Source organism: Bacteroides clarus (assembly GCF_015555825.1).
GTDB lineage: Bacteria > Bacteroidota > Bacteroidia > Bacteroidales > Bacteroidaceae > Bacteroides > Bacteroides clarus.
Genome location: NZ_JADNLF010000001.1, coordinates 548,832 through 565,224, shown reverse-complemented (window position 1 = coordinate 565,224; position 16,393 = coordinate 548,832). Strand labels below are relative to the sequence as shown.

17 protein-coding genes and 2 tRNA genes are annotated in these 16,393 nt (G+C 46.7%); 3 read left to right on the top strand and 16 right to left on the bottom strand.

The features are described from left to right. Positions 1–82 precede the first annotated feature (82 nt). The 5 genes from rpsL to I2F54_RS02325 all read right to left on the bottom strand — a co-directional run bounded on the left by rpsL (position 83) and on the right by I2F54_RS02325 (position 2,072). Positions 83–484: a 30S ribosomal protein S12 gene (gene rpsL, locus I2F54_RS02345; protein ID WP_004291249.1), complete on the bottom strand. Its 402-nt coding sequence runs from the start codon at positions 482–484 to the stop codon at positions 83–85. A gap of 117 nt (positions 485–601) precedes the next feature. Continuing rightward, complete coding sequence (locus I2F54_RS02340; protein ID WP_195500433.1) at positions 602–913, bottom strand: DUF3467 domain-containing protein; 312 nt, start codon at positions 911–913, stop codon at positions 602–604. Positions 914–1,056: 143 nt separating this feature from the next. Then, a complete protein-coding gene (locus I2F54_RS02335; RefSeq protein ID WP_195500432.1) occupies positions 1,057–1,362 on the bottom strand; it encodes a hypothetical protein in 306 nt (101 codons plus the stop codon). A gap of 41 nt (positions 1,363–1,403) precedes the next feature. Continuing rightward, positions 1,404–1,883, bottom strand: coding sequence for an HU family DNA-binding protein (locus I2F54_RS02330; protein WP_195500431.1), 480 nt, complete (start codon positions 1,881–1,883; stop codon positions 1,404–1,406). 21 nt (positions 1,884–1,904) lie between these two features. Then, entirely contained in the window at positions 1,905–2,072 is a 168-nt protein-coding gene (locus I2F54_RS02325; RefSeq protein ID WP_195500430.1) for a hypothetical protein, read from the bottom strand. A gap of 205 nt (positions 2,073–2,277) precedes the next feature. Between I2F54_RS02325 and I2F54_RS02320 the strand changes: the two genes are divergently transcribed. The 3 genes from I2F54_RS02320 to I2F54_RS02310 all read left to right on the top strand — a co-directional run bounded on the left by I2F54_RS02320 (position 2,278) and on the right by I2F54_RS02310 (position 3,448). After that, positions 2,278–2,433 (top strand): hypothetical protein, encoded by a 156-nt coding sequence (locus I2F54_RS02320; RefSeq protein ID WP_195500429.1) that lies wholly within the window; start codon positions 2,278–2,280, stop codon positions 2,431–2,433. Further along, positions 2,415–2,597, top strand: coding sequence for a hypothetical protein (locus tag I2F54_RS02315; RefSeq protein WP_195500428.1), 183 nt, complete (start codon positions 2,415–2,417; stop codon positions 2,595–2,597). Before I2F54_RS02320 ends, I2F54_RS02315 begins: the two co-directional genes overlap by 19 nt. 77 nt (positions 2,598–2,674) lie before the next feature. Then, complete coding sequence (locus tag I2F54_RS02310; RefSeq protein WP_410518259.1) at positions 2,675–3,448, top strand: replicative DNA helicase; 774 nt, start codon at positions 2,675–2,677, stop codon at positions 3,446–3,448. 225 nt (positions 3,449–3,673) lie between these two features. Here I2F54_RS02310 and rpoC read toward each other — a convergent pair whose 3' ends face one another. From rpoC to I2F54_RS02255, 11 genes are all read right to left on the bottom strand, one after another. After that, the gene (rpoC, locus tag I2F54_RS02305) at positions 3,674–7,969 is read right to left on the bottom strand and encodes a DNA-directed RNA polymerase subunit beta' (protein WP_087425480.1); all 4,296 of its coding nucleotides are present in this window, start codon (positions 7,967–7,969) and stop codon (positions 3,674–3,676) included. A gap of 114 nt (positions 7,970–8,083) precedes the next feature. Continuing rightward, positions 8,084–11,896 (bottom strand): DNA-directed RNA polymerase subunit beta, encoded by a 3,813-nt coding sequence (rpoB, locus tag I2F54_RS02300; protein WP_195500427.1) that lies wholly within the window; start codon positions 11,894–11,896, stop codon positions 8,084–8,086. 105 nt (positions 11,897–12,001) lie between these two features. Next, positions 12,002–12,379: a 50S ribosomal protein L7/L12 gene (rplL, locus tag I2F54_RS02295; RefSeq protein ID WP_009122245.1), complete on the bottom strand. Its 378-nt coding sequence runs from the start codon at positions 12,377–12,379 to the stop codon at positions 12,002–12,004. Positions 12,380–12,439: 60 nt separating this feature from the next. Then, positions 12,440–12,961, bottom strand: a complete 522-nt coding sequence (gene rplJ, locus I2F54_RS02290; protein WP_009122244.1) for a 50S ribosomal protein L10 — start codon at positions 12,959–12,961, stop codon at positions 12,440–12,442. A gap of 15 nt (positions 12,962–12,976) precedes the next feature. Further along, on the bottom strand, positions 12,977–13,675 hold the full coding sequence (gene rplA / locus I2F54_RS02285) for a 50S ribosomal protein L1 (protein WP_005656564.1): 699 nt from the start codon (positions 13,673–13,675) through the stop codon (positions 12,977–12,979). 15 nt (positions 13,676–13,690) lie between these two features. Then, positions 13,691–14,134: a 50S ribosomal protein L11 gene (rplK, locus tag I2F54_RS02280; RefSeq protein WP_004291286.1), complete on the bottom strand. Its 444-nt coding sequence runs from the start codon at positions 14,132–14,134 to the stop codon at positions 13,691–13,693. A 57-nt stretch (positions 14,135–14,191) separates the two neighbouring features. Then, the gene (gene nusG, locus I2F54_RS02275) at positions 14,192–14,734 is read right to left on the bottom strand and encodes a transcription termination/antitermination protein NusG (protein ID WP_004291287.1); all 543 of its coding nucleotides are present in this window, start codon (positions 14,732–14,734) and stop codon (positions 14,192–14,194) included. A 12-nt stretch (positions 14,735–14,746) separates the two neighbouring features. Next, complete coding sequence (secE, locus tag I2F54_RS02270) at positions 14,747–14,935, bottom strand: preprotein translocase subunit SecE (protein WP_004291288.1); 189 nt, start codon at positions 14,933–14,935, stop codon at positions 14,747–14,749. Between the two features lie 14 nt (positions 14,936–14,949). Then, positions 14,950–15,022 (bottom strand) — tRNA-Trp (locus tag I2F54_RS02265). Between the two features lie 55 nt (positions 15,023–15,077). Beyond that, the gene (tuf, locus tag I2F54_RS02260; RefSeq protein ID WP_009122242.1) at positions 15,078–16,262 is read right to left on the bottom strand and encodes an elongation factor Tu; all 1,185 of its coding nucleotides are present in this window, start codon (positions 16,260–16,262) and stop codon (positions 15,078–15,080) included. A gap of 50 nt (positions 16,263–16,312) precedes the next feature. Next, a tRNA-Thr gene (locus I2F54_RS02255) sits at positions 16,313–16,384 on the bottom strand. Between the last annotated feature and the right edge of the window lie 9 nt (positions 16,385–16,393).

Genomic DNA, 16,393 nt, shown 5'->3' with positions numbered 1-16,393 from the left:
TACTCAACCTTTAGCATTTCCAACAAACTAAAACGTAAGTTATTACTTTTAATTTTACTGTTTATCAGTTTCGGCCGCTTGATTATTTCTTCTTAGCGGGAGCGGCCTGTCCCGGTTTCGGACGCTTAGCACCGTATTTGGAACGTCTTTGAGTACGGTTGGCAACGCCTGCGGTATCCAAAGTACCACGAACGATGTGATAACGTACACCCGGAAGGTCTTTTACACGACCGCCGCGTACCAATACGATTGAGTGTTCCTGCAAGTTGTGACCTTCTCCCGGAATGTAAGAGTTCACCTCTTTACCGTTGGTCAAACGCACACGAGCTACTTTACGCATAGCTGAATTCGGTTTCTTCGGAGTGGTAGTGTACACTCTCACGCAAACGCCACGTCTTTGAGGACAAGAATCCAAGGCGGGAGACTTACTTTTCTCTACCAAAACCTCGCGTCCTTTTCTTACTAATTGCTGAATTGTAGGCATTTTAATTGTTTTTAGTTATATATTATTGTTTATATTAATTCAAAACTATACACTTTTGGGCTGCAAAGATACTAATAAGTTTTGAATAATCAATGCACTACAAGTTTTTTTTTGATTTTATGCTTCCCCCTTAATGTTGGGCAGCGGCGGAAGAGGTTGCTCGTCCGGCATACGGATAGAACCGAAAGTGCGTTCGTATTTACCTATATTTTCTTCAAGCGCGCGCAGCAGACGTTTGGCGTGCTCGGGCGCCAGCACAATGCGCGACTGCACTCCGGCCTTGGGCATCCCCGGCATCACCCGTATAAAATCCATGATAAACTCCGAGCTGGAGTGAGTGATGATGGCAAGATTGGCATAAGTGCCTTGCGCCACCTCTTCTTTCAGTTCTATCTGCAACTGTCCGTTATTATTCTCTTGATTTTCCATATTATCCATACATTATAATTAAGAGGCAAATATACTTCTTTCGTTCAGAACATACAAAATACTTCGATGCAAAAGCAGCCGCCTACCGGAAAGAATAAAAAAGTCCGCCCCTGCAAGCCTGTCAACCTGCAAGGGCGAAACCTCTATACTGCCGTTACGCTATTTTCCGGTCGCCTTTTATCACAACTCTCACGCATGCACCGGCGGGGCAGTTCTTTTACCAGCTTCGTTTTCAACGAGAATATTTCGGTATGCATTTCTTTGACCCGCGTACTCAGCCCGAAATAATCCTGCAGCACTTTCTCCAACTGCCCGACCAGGAACGCATACTGTTCTCTGACCAATTCGCTGAACTTTTTCATTTTCTCCATTTTCTTCTTGCCTCGTTTGGACAGGAACGGAAGGTATGCCATCAGACATTCCAACACCTTTTCAATAATCGCTTTCATCTTTCATTCCATTATTTTCGTTCATACCACACAGATACGGTTCATCCCAACGGATTCTCTTCTTCCCCGTCATTACCGCCGCCATTCCCGCCGTTACCCTTCTGGGAGTCCAGATAAGTCTGTAAGTCTACAAATTCCATGGCATCTTCCGCACGTGTGGAAGCGGGGTCGGGACGTACACCGATAGAGGGGCGGAATTTGATACGTACCGTCCGAATCTTCTTCGCCGTACAATCCTTTTCCGCTTCCGCACCTTCGGTACGCGCCGAGAGGCTGAACACTCCAAAGTCGCGGATGTTTACCGAATGTCCGTTATACAGATTCGTACGCATACACTCCACAAAATTGGCAATCACACTGAGGATATCTCCTTTGGAAAGCGAACTGTTCTCTTTCATCTGATAAGCCATGCGGTCGATGCCTACGCTCTGCCCTAAAGTAAGCAACTGCGGATGATACTTTGCCACCACCGACTTATCCGTCACATTCTTACACAATGTCTTTTTAAATACAATAGCCATACTTTTGTTTCCTTTTTGATTTTAAATGAATACTATCTTTATGTTCACTTCGCCGGCTACCGGTTCCGCCGGCTTGGGAAAACAAAGATACTGCAAAGAGGAAGTAAGGCCGACCGGCGAACGTTGCCGACGGTTGCCCGGGTATACGGATGTATCCAGAACCAGAGCCTTGCACACTTGCTCGTTCACTCCCCCATCCTTTTCACCACTTCTCTCCCGCCAGCGAGACGGAAGCCTACTGCATCCTTATCGCCAACGTCAACTATCGCGAAGGCAGCATGACGCTCTATGACCGGACGATAACCTACCCGCGCGGCGACTCCATTAAGAGCCTCGACACTGGGCACGCCTTTTCCGCTGGAGCAAAACCCGCGTTCGCCGATTCTTCCTGAATTTGCAAAAACTGCAACTGATAAAGTACAGCATAGACCACAGCCTTGCCCACATCTATGTAGTGGATTTCCTGCCGCAAGCGACTGCCGGGACGAACAGTTCGACCGCTTCTGGCAGGCATATCACGACCTCACCCTCTTGCCCAAGCGGAGCATAGGGCGCGCCCGCCGAGAATGGCTACGCCTCTCCTACGAAGAACGCAACATGGCGATAGAGCAGATACCCTACTACTACGAAGGGCTGACCAACATACGCTATTACAAACAGGCGGCAAGTTATCTGGCTGACAAATGTTTTCTGGACGAGAAAGACGGGTACTGACAAAAGCGAGAGGAAAGGCAAAGCATAATGGGTGAAATATGAGATAGCAGGGGAAAAACATAAAAAAACAAAACAGAGTGGATACTACGAATTTTCAAATAACGGAAATAGAAGAGGCTGTGCTTGGAGCGCTGATAATAGAGAAAAAAGCTTTCCCGCTGGTGGCACAGACGCTGCGCCCGGAGATGTTCTATCACGAAAAGGCACAAACGTTGTATGCGGTGCTTGAAAACATGCACCGCAACAACGAACCGATAGACATACTGACAGTGAAAGAGGCTTTACAAAAGCAAGGTAAGTTGGATGAAGCGAGCGGTGCATACGACATCGTCCGTCTATCATCGAAAGTGACGAGTTCGGCACACATCGAACTGCACGCCGAGCATATCAAAGACCGCTACCTGAGGCGTGAACTGATTGTAGGTATCAACAGCCTGACTTCCCGATCCGAGGCCCCTACCTACGACATCGAAGATATACTGAATGCCCCGCACCTGCTGACAGACCGTATCGAAAACGAATGTAGCTGGACGCAACAGTTGCGCCCTATGCAGCAGCTTATGGAAGAGACCATAGCCGAAGCGGAGCAGAGCATCGGAAACAGCAAGAACGGCGTAACGGGCATACCCACCGGACTGGCCGGATTAGACCGCCTGACGTCCGGTTGGCAAGCGTGCGACCAGAACATCATCGCCACCCGTCCCTCGGTGGGCAAGACTGCCATAGCCCTGCATCTGGCAAAAGCCGCTGCAAGCGCCGGACGGCATGTGGTGTTTTACAGTATAGAGATGCAGAGAGAGCGGCTATCCGTCCGATGGACTGGGTGTAATCATGGTGGCGAAACACCGTAACGGTGAAACAGGGAACGTTTACTTCGGACACAACAAGAGCATAACCGCCATCGGAGACTATGTGCCGCCAATGGAGTATATGCTGAAGCATTGCAAGTAAACTCTCCATCTTCTCCATATCCATCCAAAAGCTTCTTGCCTCCATGTGATAAAAGAAAAAAGAGAACCTCTTGCAAGGCTCTCTTTTTTCATTATAAAAATCACTGATTGTATTAGCGTAGTATATTACTCTTCTACTTTATCATCCACAGCATAGTCGAGCACCGTTTTCTTGTTGGCAAGCATACGGTCGTACTCTTCTTTTGAACCGACAATGACCTTGTCGAACTCACGCTGGCCTGTACCGGCAGGAATCAAGTGACCGCAGATAACATTCTCCTTCATACCTTCCAAACGGTCTACCTTACCGTTGATAGCGGCTTCATTGAGCACCTTCGTCGTTTCCTGGAAGGAAGCGGCCGACATGAAGCTCGAAGTCTGCAAAGCGGCACGGGTAATACCCTGAAGAATCTGTGTAGAAGTAGCGGGCACTGCATCACGTACCGAAACGGGTTTCAAGTCGCGACGTTTCAGCATGGAGTTCTCGTCACGCAACTTGCGGGCAGTGACAATCTGTCCCGGTTGCAGGTTCTGAGAATCTCCGGCGTCTACTACTACCTTCTTACCCCAGATGCGGTCGTTTTCTTCCATGAACTCGAGCTTGTCCACTACCTGTTGTTCCAGGAAGCGGGTATCGCCCGGCTCGTCGATTTCAACCTTACGCATCATCTGGCGAACGATGATTTCAAAGTGCTTGTCGTTAATCTTCACACCTTGCAGACGGTAAACGTCTTGTACTTCGTTCACGATATATTCCTGTACAGCCGTAGGACCTTTAATGGCAAGGATATCGGCAGGCGTAATAGCACCGTCGGACAACGGAGTACCAGCACGCACGTAGTCGTTCTCCTGTACCAGAATCTGCTTGGACAGCGGCACAAGGTACTTCTTGACTTCTCCGGTCTTAGAGGTAACGATGATTTCACGGTTACCGCGTTTCACTTTACCCATTGTAACCTCACCGTCGATTTCGGAAACCACGGCAGGGTTAGACGGATTACGGGCCTCGAATAATTCGGTGACACGAGGAAGACCACCCGTGATATCACCCGCCTTACCAACGGCACGCGGAATCTTCACGATTACTTCACCGGCTTTTACTTTCTGTCCGTCTTCTACTACCACGTGGCCGCCCACAGGAAGGTTGTAAGTACGGATAAGCTCGCCGGCCTCGGTCATGATATGCGCGGTAGGAACCTTCGTCTTGTCCTTAGACTCGATGATGATGATTTCGCGCAAACCGGTAGATTCATCGGATTCCACCTTATAGGTAACGTTCTCGATAACGCCTTCAAACTCAATCTTACCGGTAGCTTCAGTAATGATAACCGCGTTGAACGGGTCCCAACGGGCAATCAACTTGCCTTTCTCTACCACTTCGCCGTCGGCTGCGTAGAGTGTAGAACCGTAGGGTACGTTGTGTGTGGAAAGCACGATACCGGTGTTGACATCTACGAAGCGCACTTCGGCCAAACGACCTACCACTACTTTTGCGGGTTCGCCTGCTTCGTCAATGATATCTACCGTACGGAGCTCTTCGAATTCCAGACGGGAAGGATTTTTGGCAACGATACTTGCGTTGGCAGCGATGTTGGCCGCCGTACCACCGGCGTGGAACGTACGCAACGTCAACTGCGTACCCGGCTCACCGATGGACTGTGCGGCGATTACGCCGACAGCTTCACCCTTCTGAACCATGCGGCTGGTAGCCAGGTTACGTCCGTAACACTTGGCGCAAACACCTTTCTTGGATTCACAAGTCAATACGGAACGGATTTCAACGCTCTCAATCGGAGAGTCCTCAATCTTCTGCGCAATGGCTTCGGTAATTTCCTCACCGCCTGCAACAAGCAATTCGCCGGTTGTAGGGTGAACGATATCATGTACGGATACACGTCCCAGGATACGTTCGTACAGCGTGGCGATTGTTTCATCGTTGTTCTTCAAAGCCGTACAAACCAGTCCGCGGAGCGTACCGCAGTCTTCTTCATTGATAATCACATCGTGAGACACGTCGACCAGACGACGGGTCAGGTATCCGGCATCGGCCGTCTTCAAAGCGGTATCGGCAAGACCCTTACGGGCACCGTGGGTAGAGATAAAGTACTCCAACACGGAAAGACCTTCCTTAAAGTTAGAAAGAATCGGATTTTCGATAATCTGACCACCTTCGGCACCTGCCTTCTGAGGCTTCGCCATCAAACCACGCATACCGGAAAGCTGACGAATCTGTTCCTTAGAACCACGGGCTCCCGAATCCAACATCATGTATACGGAGTTGAATCCCTGGTCGTCGCTTGAAATGGTTTTCATCAGGATGTTTGACAACTCGGAGTTTACGTGTGTCCAGATGTCGATTACCTGGTTGTAACGCTCGTTGTTGGTGATGAAACCCATGTTATAGTTGTTGATTACCTGCTCTACTTCTTCGTAACCTTTCTGTACCAGCGCTTCCTTCTCTTCGGGAATGATGATATCGCCCAAGTTGAACGAAAGACCGCCCTTGAAGGCCATCTGATAACCGAGGTTCTTAATTCCGTCGAGGAATTCGGCCGCTTCTGCCACACCACAAACCTTGATTACGTGGCTGATGATGTCACGAAGTGACTTCTTGGAAATAATCGTATTGATGTAACCCGCTTTGGCAGGTACGATTTCGTTTACAATAACACGGCCTACCGAAGTGTCGTGCATCATCTTATCCACTACATTGCCGTTTTCGTCAATGTCCTTAACGATAACGCTGATAGGCGCGTGGATATCGCACTTACCTTCGTTGTAGGCAATAAGCGCTTCTTCGGGGCCGTAGAAAGTAAGGCCTTCACCCTTAGCTCCCTTACGCAACTTGGTGATATAGTACAAACCGAGTACCATATCCTGTGCAGGCACTGTGATAGGCGCACCGTTGGCAGGGTTCAGGATATTATGTGACTGGAGCATCAGCATCTGCGCTTCCAGAATAGCTTCGTTGCTCAAAGGCAAGTGAACGGCCATTTGGTCACCGTCGAAGTCGGCGTTGAATGCCGTACATGCCAACGGATGCAACTGGATTGCCTTACCTTCAATCATCTTAGGCTGGAATGCCTGAATACCCAGACGGTGAAGTGTCGGGGCACGGTTCAGCAATACCGGATGTCCTTTCATTACGTGTTCCAGTATGTCCCAGATAACGGGTTCCTTGCGATCTACAATCTTCTTGGCGCTCTTCACCGTCTTTACGATACCGCGCTCGATGAGCTTGCGGATGATAAACGGCTTATAGAGTTCGGCTGCCATGAGTTTAGGAATACCGCACTCGCCCATCTTCAATTCCGGACCTACAACGATTACGGAACGTGCGGAATAGTCGACGCGCTTACCCAGCAGGTTCTGACGGAAACGTCCCTGCTTACCTTTCAAGCTGTCGGAAAGGGACTTCAAAGGACGGTTGGCATCGGTCTTCACCGCGCTCGACTTACGGGAGTTATCGAACAATGAGTCGACAGCCTCCTGCAACATGCGCTTCTCATTACGCAAAATCACTTCGGGAGCCTTGATTTCAATCAATCTCTTCAAGCGGTTGTTACGGATGATAACGCGACGGTAAAGGTCGTTCAGGTCGGAAGTGGCGAAACGTCCGCCATCCAACGGTACCAACGGACGGAGTTCGGGTGGGATAACCGGCACGATACGTACAATCATCCACTCGGGCTTGTTACGTCCGCGTGATGCACGGAAAGACTCGACTACTTGCAGACGCTTCAAAGCTTCACTCTTACGCTGTTGCGAAGCATCGCTGCCCGCACGGTTACGCAGGTCGTAAGACAATGAGTCGAGGTCGATGCGTGACAGCAGGTCGTAAATAGCTTCCGCACCCATCTTGGCAACAAACTTATTGGGGTCTGAATCTTCGAGGTACTGGTTGTCGCTTGGCAACTTGTCCAACAGATCCAGGTATTCTCCTTCTTCGAGCAAATCGAACTGTGCTACCTCGCCTTCCAATACACCCGGCTGGATAACCACATAACGCTCGTAGTAGATAATGGCATCAAGTTTCTTGGTAGGCAAGCCCAACAAGTAACCGATTTTATTAGGAAGTGAACGGAAATACCAGATGTGAGCTACCGGCACAACCAACTGGATGTGTCCCATACGCTCGCGACGTACTTTCTTTTCTGTCACTTCCACACCGCAACGGTCGCAGACAATGCCTTTGTAACGGATGCGTTTATACTTACCGCAATGGCACTCATAGTCCTTGATAGGACCAAAAATGCGCTCGCAGAACAAACCGTCGCGCTCTGGCTTATACGTACGATAGTTGATGGTTTCAGGCTTTAAAACTTCACCACTCGAATTCTCCAGGATTTCTTCGGGAGAAGCCAAACCGATAGAGATTTTCGAGAAATTACTCTTTATCTTGTTATCTTTTCTAAAAGCCATACTTTTATATATAATTGATAATTGAGAATTAAAAATTGAAAAATAAATGTTGATAAGTCGGGAACTGAGGGTTGAGAGGTATCATCTCCCAATCCTCAATTCTCAAATTTCAATTTATTCTAAGTTGATGCTCAAGCCCAAACCTCTCAACTCGTGCAGCAATACATTCAGTGATTCGGGGATACCCGGAGCAGGCATCGGCTCACCCTTAACGATTGCTTCGTAAGCCTTGGAGCGTCCGACAACATCATCAGACTTAATAGTCAAAATCTCTTGCAGGATGTGTGCCGCACCGAATGCCTCGAGCGCCCAAACTTCCATTTCTCCAAAACGCTGACCACCGAACTGCGCCTTACCTCCCAGCGGCTGTTGCGTAATAAGTGAGTACGGACCGATAGAACGTGCGTGCATCTTGTCTTCAACCATGTGGCCGAGTTTCAACATGTATGTCACACCTACCGTAGCCTGTTGCTCGAACGCCTCACCTGTACCACCGTCGAACAAAGTAGTCTTGCCATAGCGGGGCAGACCTGCCTTGTCGGTCCATTCGTTCAGGTCGTCCAGCGTGGCACCGTCGAAGATAGGCGTAGCGAACTTAACGCCCAAATTCTTTCCGGCACGTCCCAGAACCGCCTCGAATATCTGGCCGATGTTCATACGTGAAGGCACACCCAGTGGGTTCAATACGATATCTACCGGAGTACCGTCCGCCAAGAACGGCATATCCTCCTGACGTACCACGCGCGAAACAATACCCTTGTTACCGTGGCGACCGGCCATCTTATCACCAACACCAATCTTACGTTTCTTGGCAATGTAAACCTTAGCCATCTGAATGATACCCGCAGGTAACTCGTCACCAATGGTAATAGCGAATTTCTTACGCTTCAACTCTGCATCGAGCTCTTTATATTTCTTGATGAAGTTCATCACCAATGCACGGATCAATCCGTTTGTGTGCTCATCTTTTGTCCAGTTACTCAATTGAATGGCGGTGAAGTCCATATCACTGAAATCGGAAGCTGAGAACTTAGCGCCCTTACTAATTACTTCGGCTCCCATATAGTCCTTCACACCCTCGGATGTGTAGTTTTCAGTGAGCTTCAAGAGCTTATTCACCAATATCTTCTTCAAGTCGGCTACCTTACCGTCGAACTCATCGTCGATCTTCGGCAGCAACGCTTTGTCCGCCAATTTGGAACTACGAGTCTTGATGACGCGGGAGAACAGACGCTTACTGATAATAACACCTTTCAAAGACGGAGATGCCTTCAAAGAAGCGTCTTTCACATCGCCAGCCTTATCACCGAAGATGGCGCGAAGCAACTTTTCTTCCGGAGAAGGGTCTGATTCTCCCTTCGGAGTAATCTTACCAATTAGGATGTCGCCCGGCTCGATACGGGCACCCACGCGAACGATACCGTTCTCGTCGAGGTCCTTTGTAGCTTCTTCGCTTACGTTAGGAATATCGGAAGTCAACTCTTCCATACCGCGCTTTGTTTCACGAACTTCCAAAGAGTACTCTTCTACGTGTACGGAAGTCAAAAGGTCTTCGCGAACCACACGTTCGTTCAAGACAATGGCATCCTCATAGTTATATCCCTTCCAAGGCATGTAGGCAACCAACAGGTTCTTACCCAAAGCAAGCTCGCCCTGTTCGGTGGAGTAACCCTCGGTAAGGATTTGTCCTTTCGTCACACGCTGACCTTTCTCACAAATAGGTCGAAGGTCAATCGTCATGTTCTGGTTGGTACGACGCCATTTAGGAATCGTATATTCTTTCAGTGCAGATTCGAAGCTTACAAACTCTTCGTCTTCCGTACGGTCATACAGAATGCGGATAGTCGTAGCATCCACAAAATCAACCACACCCTCGCCCTCGGCAGTAATCTGCGTACGAGAGTCGCGTGCGAGCTGACGTTCGATGCCTGTACCTACAATCGGAGCTTCGCTCTTCAACAAAGGAACTGCCTGGCGCATCATGTTAGAGCCCATCAACGCACGGTTGGCATCGTCATGCTCCAAGAACGGAATCAAAGAGGCCGCAATAGAAGCAATCTGCTGGGGAGATACGTCCATCAATTCCACTTCATCAGGCGCTACAACCGGATAGTCGGCGTCCTGACGTGATTTTACTCTGTCGCGTACGAAAGTTCCGTCATCGTTCAAAGGCGCATTGCCCTGAGCGATAATCTTTTCTTCTTCTTCTTCGGCTGTGAGATAAACCAGACCTTCATCCGAAAGGTCTACTTTTCCGTTAGCCACCTTACGGTACGGAGTCTCGATGAAACCCAGCTCATTAATCTTGGCGAATACACAGAGTGAAGAAATCAAACCGATGTTAGGACCTTCAGGCGTTTCAATCGGACACAGACGTCCGTAGTGAGTATAGTGTACGTCACGCACCTCGAAACCGGCACGCTCACGCGACAAACCACCGGGACCCAGAGCAGACATACGACGCTTGTGAGTGATTTCGGCAAGCGGGTTGGTCTGGTCCATGAACTGTGACAAGGCGTTCGTTCCGAAGAATGAATTGATAACGGAAGAAATAGTCTTGGCGTTAATCAAGTCAATCGGAGTGAAGACTTCATTGTCACGAACATTCATACGCTCGCGGATGGTACGTGACATACGTGCCAAACCGATAGCAAACTGGTTGGACAATTGTTCGCCTACTGTACGTACACGACGGTTACTCAAGTGGTCGATATCATCAACATCTGCTTTTGAGTTAATCAACTCGATCAGATACTTGATAATCTCGATAATATCTTCCTTGGTGAGGACACGTACGTCCATATCTGTCGTCAAGTTCAACTTTCTGTTGATACGGTAACGACCTACATCACCCAAGTCATATCTCTTTTCTGAGAAGAACAGGTTGTTGATAACCTCGCGTGCACTGGCATCATCGGCCGGGTCTGCATTTCGCAACTGACGGTAGATGTAAAGCACTGCCTCTTTTTCCGAGTTACTGGGGTCTTTCTGCAGAGTATTATATATAATGGAGTAGTCAGACTGGTTCGGCTCTTCCTTGTGTACAAGGATGTTCTGAACGCCCGACTCTAATATAATGTCAACATGTTCCGGCTCGATTATGGTTTCACGGTCGATAACAACTTCGTTACGCTCGATAGAAACAACTTCACCGGTATCTTCGTCTACAAAATCCTCAATCCATGTTTTCAATACACGTGCCGCCAACTTACGACCTACAATCTTCTTGAGATTCGTCTTGTTCACCTTCACGTCTTCTGCCAAGTTGAAGATTTCAAGAATGTCCTTATCATTCTCAAAACCGATAGCTCTCAGCAATGTGGTTACCGGCAACTTCTTCTTACGGTCGATATAAGCATACATGACATTGTTGATGTCGGTAGCAAACTCAATCCAAGAACCCTTGAACGGGATGATACGGGCTGAGTATAACTTAGTACCGTTGGCATGCACGCTCTGACCGAAGAATACGCCCGGAGAACGGTGAAGCTGTGACACAACAACACGTTCCGCACCGTTGATGACGAACGTAGCTTTATCCGTCATGTAAGGAATCGGACCCAGGAATACATCCTGAATAACCGTATCAAAATCTTCATGGTCGGGGTCGGTACAATATAATTTTAATTTTGCCTTTAAGGGTACACTATAGGTAAGCCCTCGCTCTATACATTCGTTTATAGTATAACGCGGCGGATCAATATAGTAGTCCAAAAACTCAAGAACAAAATTATTTCTTGTATCGGCAATGGGGAAGTTTTCAGCAAATACTTTATACAGTCCCTCGTTCTTACGTTTCTCGGGTGGGGTATCCAGTTGTAAAAAGTCTTTGAATGACTTCAATTGTACTTCCAGGAAATCCGGATATTCCAACGGATTCTTAGTCGAAGCAAAATTAACTCTTTGATTTACAGTATTTGAAGACATCTGTTAATGGATTTGTAGAACTTAATTTTAAATATATACACAAAAAGGTAAAGAACCCTTTTCACGAAGGGTTCCTTACCGAATTACCTGATTGACAGGCTAATGTTATTTAAGTTCAACTTCAGCTCCAGCTTCTTCCAATGTTTTCTTCAATGATTCTGCTTCGTCTTTAGCCAAACCTTCTTTTACTACGCTAGGAGCACCGTCTACCATGTCCTTAGCTTCCTTCAAACCAAGACCGCAAGCTTCCTTAACGGCTTTAACTACTTGAAGTTTAGCTGAGCCAGCGCTCTTCAATACTACATCGAAAGAAGATTTTTCTTCAGCGGCAGCAGCAGCACCAGCTGCAGGACCAGCAGCAACAGCAACAGCTGCAGCAGCAGGTTCAATACCGTATTCTTCTTTCAGGATAGTTGCAAGTTCATTAACTTCTTTTACTGTCAAGTTAACTAATTGTTCTGCAAAAGCTTTCAAATCTGCCATTTTTGTATGATTTTAATTGTTTAATTACTAAAATAAATTGATGTTTTTTTGTTTCCGAAGTTACGCTTCGGGACGTTCACCGAGAGTCTTGAGAACTCCGTGAATGGTGTTACCACCTGATTGCAGAGCAGAAATAACGTTCTTGGCCGGTGATTGCAGCAAAGCAACGATTTCAGCAATAACTTCATTCTTACTCTTGATACTTACGAGAGCATCCAACTGGTCAGCACCAACATAGAAGCTTTCTTCTGCATACGCAGCTTTCAATCCGGGAATACCGTTCTTAGCTTTATCTTTCAGCAGTTTAGCAGGTGCATTCGCTGTGTTGCAAAACATTACAGCTGTCGTACCCTTCATGCAGTCGTAAAGCGGAGAATAATCTTCTTCCAGGCTTTCCAATGCTTTGTGAAGCAATGTGTTCTTAACTACCATCAGTTTGATGTCAGCCTTGAAACATAAAGCTCTCAACGCGCTTGTATCAGCAGCGTTCATAGCAGTAGTGTCTACCAAATAGAAGTGACCGTATTCCTTAACTGTAGCAGCAATCTGCTCAATAATCGTACTTTTATCTTCCTTTCTCATTATTACTCCGTTTTATTAGATTTCTTCTACTGATTTCGGGTCAATCTTGATACCCGCACTCATCGTGCTAGAAAGATAAATACTCTTGATATATGTACCCTTGGCTGCGGTCGGTTTCAATTTATTCAAAGTAGAGATGAATTCTTTCGCATTGTCGCGAATTTGATCAGCACTAAATGAAACTTTACCAATAGAAGTGTGAACAATACCGCTCTTATCAACCTTGAAGTCGATTTTACCTTGTTTTACTTCTTTTACAGCTTTAGCAACATCCATAGTTACAGTGCCGCTCTTCGGGTTCGGCATCAATCCACGAGGACCGAGTACACGACCGAGTGCACCAATCTTACCCATGATAGACGGCATAGTGATGATTACATCAATATCAGTCCATCCACCTTTGATCTTTTCAATATATTCGTCAAGACCAACATAGTCAGCTCCGGCTTCTTTTGCAGCAGCTTCAGCATCCGGTGTACAAAGCACCAAAACGCGTGTAACTTTACCAGTACCGTGAGGAAGTGATACAACACCTCTCACCATCTGGTTAGCCTTACGCGGGTCAACGCCCAAACGTACGTCGATATCCAGAGAAGCGTCAAACTTAGTAAAAGTAATCTCTTTTACCAATTGAGCAGCTTCTTTGAGAGAGTATGCTTTCCCTGCTTCAATTTTTTCTGCAGCCAACTTTTGATTTTTTGTCAGTTTACTCATTCTAATTGAAGTTTATTAGTTATTAACCGGGAACTCCCCTTTTACAGCGATACCCATACTACGAGCTGTACCGGCAACCATCTTCATGGCAGCTTCTACAGTGAAACAGTTTAAGTCAACCATCTTGTCCTGAGCAATCGTACGAACCTGTTCCCAAGTAATCTCGGCAACTTTCTTACGGTTAGGCTCAGCAGAACCACTCTTTACCTTAGCCACTTCAAGTAATTGAATAGCAACGGGAGGAGTCTTGATTACAAAATCGAAAGACTTATCTGCGTAGTAAGTGATAATCACAGGAAGAATCTTTCCTGCTTTGTCTTGGGTTCTGGCGTTGAATTGCTTGCAAAACTCCATGATATTGATTCCCTTAGAACCCAAAGCAGGTCCAACGGGAGGTGATGGATTTGCCGCGCCTCCTTTAATCTGTAATTTGATTAGTCCAGCAACTTCTTTAGCCATTTTTTAATTGATTTATATATAAACATTAATGAAGAATATTACAGCGTAACACCTGTACTATTCTTTTTCTACTTGCATAAAGCCCAATTCGAGCGGAGTCTTCCGTCCGAATATCTTTACCATGACCTTCAGTTTCTTCTTCTCGGTGTTCACTTCTTCAATGATTCCACTGAATCCACTGAACGGACCGTAATTCACCTTTACAGTCTCGCCGACTACATACGGGATATTCAGTTCTTCACCGGCATCCTGTAATTCGTCAACTGTACCAAGTATACGATTCACTTCCGACTGTCTCAGAGGAACGGGTTTTTCCGATCCTCCCAAGAACCCTATCACATTAGGAGTATTTCTCAGATGGTGAGCGACCTCACCTACCAGAGCAGCCTCCACCAAAACGTAACCAGGGAGATAACTTCTCTCTTTCACAATTTTCTTACCATTGCGAACCTGATATACCTTTTCGGTAGGAATCAATACCTGAGATACATAATCACCAAGGTCGCTGTTTTTAATGTCAGCTTCAAGGTATTCCTTTACCTTAGCTTCTTTTCCGCTAATAGCACGCAGAACGTACCATTTCTTTTCAATCTCAGACATTTCTCCTTCTTTTTAATGTGGATAAACAAATTCCATTAAATGCTGGAAACAGAAGTCCATCGCAAATACTACCAATGCAATAAGCAGGGAAGCATATAAAACAACTACTGCACTGTTAGTAAGTTCAGAATACGTAGGCCACGACACTTTATGAACAAGTTCGTCGTAAGTTTCTTTAAAATAAGCTACTATCTTCTTCATTTCAAAAATATTAGCACGGGAGGAGAGGCTCGAACTCCCGACACCCGGTTTTGGAGACCGGTGCTCTACCAACTGAGCTACTCCCGTGTGAACATAATCAGTTCCCGACAAAATACCGGGAACTGATTAAGATATTTGGTTATTAGTCGAGAATTTCAGTAATCTGACCAGAACCTACTGTACGACCACCTTCACGGATAGCGAAACGCAAGCCTACGTTCAACGCTACCGGGTAGATCAATTCTACAGTGATTTCTACGTTATCACCAGGCATTACCATTTCAGTTCCTTCCGGAAGAGTGATTTCACCTGTACAGTCCATAGTACGCAGATAGAACTGAGGACGGTATTTGTTATGGAACGGAGTGTGACGGCCACCTTCTTCTTTCTTCAAAACGTAGATAGAAGCTTTGAACTTAGAGTGAGGCTTAATCTGACCTGGCTTACAAAGAACCATACCACGTTTGATTTCGTTCTTGTCGATACCACGGAGCAACAGACCTACGTTGTCACCAGCTTCACCTTGATCCAACAGTTTGCGGAACATTTCAACACCAGTTACAACTGATTTCTTGTCTTCACCCAAACCAAGGATTTCTACTTCGTCACCTACGTGGATAACGCCGGCTTCGATACGACCAGTAGCTACAGTACCACGACCAGTAATTGAGAATACATCTTCAACTGGCATCAAGAACGGTTTATCAACATCACGCGGAGGCAATGGAATCCAATTATCGCAGGCGTCCATCAATTCCATAACTTTTTCTTCCCACTTTTCAACACCGTTCAATGCACCAAGAGCAGAACCTTGAATGAAAGGAGTGTTGTCACCATCGAACTCGTAAGCTGAAAGCAGCTCACGCATTTCCATTTCAACGAGTTCCAACATTTCAGCATCATCTACCATATCGCACTTGTTCATGAATACAACCAGTCTAGGAACGTTTACCTGACGAGCCAACAGGATGTGTTCGCGAGTCTGAGGCATCGGACCATCGGTTGCAGCAACTACGATGATAGCACCGTCCATCTGAGCAGCACCAGTTACCATGTTCTTAACGTAGTCAGCGTGACCCGGACAGTCTACGTGAGCATAGTGACGGTTAGCGGTTTCATACTCAACGTGTGAAGTATTGATAGTAATACCTCTTTCCTTTTCTTCAGGAGCGTTGTCGATCTGATCAAATGATTTTACTTCAGAAAAACCTTTTTTGCCCAACACAGTAGTGATAGCAGCAGTCAATGTGGTTTTACCGTGGTCTACGTGACCAATTGTACCAATGTTTACGTGCGGTTTGGTACGTTCGAATTTCTCTTTAGCCATAGCTTTACTTGTTATTTATTTGATTAATAATCAGCTTTTACATCTTTATGAGCTGTTACCGGGACTTGAACCCGGGACCTCTTCCTTACCAAGGAAGTGCTCTACCGCTGAGCTATAACAGCAGGGAAACC

Coding starts and splice junctions, on each gene's coding strand:
- rpsL (WP_004291249.1), bottom strand. CDS start 484: ATGCCTACAATTCAGCAATTAGTAAGAAAAGGACGCGAGGTTTTGGTA.
- I2F54_RS02340 (WP_195500433.1), bottom strand. CDS start 913: ATGGAAAATCAAGAGAATAATAACGGACAGTTGCAGATAGAACTGAAA.
- I2F54_RS02335 (WP_195500432.1), bottom strand. CDS start 1,362: ATGAAAGCGATTATTGAAAAGGTGTTGGAATGTCTGATGGCATACCTT.
- I2F54_RS02330 (WP_195500431.1), bottom strand. CDS start 1,883: ATGGCTATTGTATTTAAAAAGACATTGTGTAAGAATGTGACGGATAAG.
- rpoC (WP_087425480.1), bottom strand. CDS start 7,969: ATGGCTTTTAGAAAAGATAACAAGATAAAGAGTAATTTCTCGAAAATC.
- rpoB (WP_195500427.1), bottom strand. CDS start 11,896: ATGTCTTCAAATACTGTAAATCAAAGAGTTAATTTTGCTTCGACTAAG.
- rplL (WP_009122245.1), bottom strand. CDS start 12,379: ATGGCAGATTTGAAAGCTTTTGCAGAACAATTAGTTAACTTGACAGTA.
- rplJ (WP_009122244.1), bottom strand. CDS start 12,961: ATGAGAAAGGAAGATAAAAGTACGATTATTGAGCAGATTGCTGCTACA.
- rplA (WP_005656564.1), bottom strand. CDS start 13,675: ATGAGTAAACTGACAAAAAATCAAAAGTTGGCTGCAGAAAAAATTGAA.
- rplK (WP_004291286.1), bottom strand. CDS start 14,134: ATGGCTAAAGAAGTTGCTGGACTAATCAAATTACAGATTAAAGGAGGC.
- nusG (WP_004291287.1), bottom strand. CDS start 14,734: ATGTCTGAGATTGAAAAGAAATGGTACGTTCTGCGTGCTATTAGCGGA.
- secE (WP_004291288.1), bottom strand. CDS start 14,935: ATGAAGAAGATAGTAGCTTATTTTAAAGAAACTTACGACGAACTTGTT.
- tuf (WP_009122242.1), bottom strand. CDS start 16,262: ATGGCTAAAGAGAAATTCGAACGTACCAAACCGCACGTAAACATTGGT.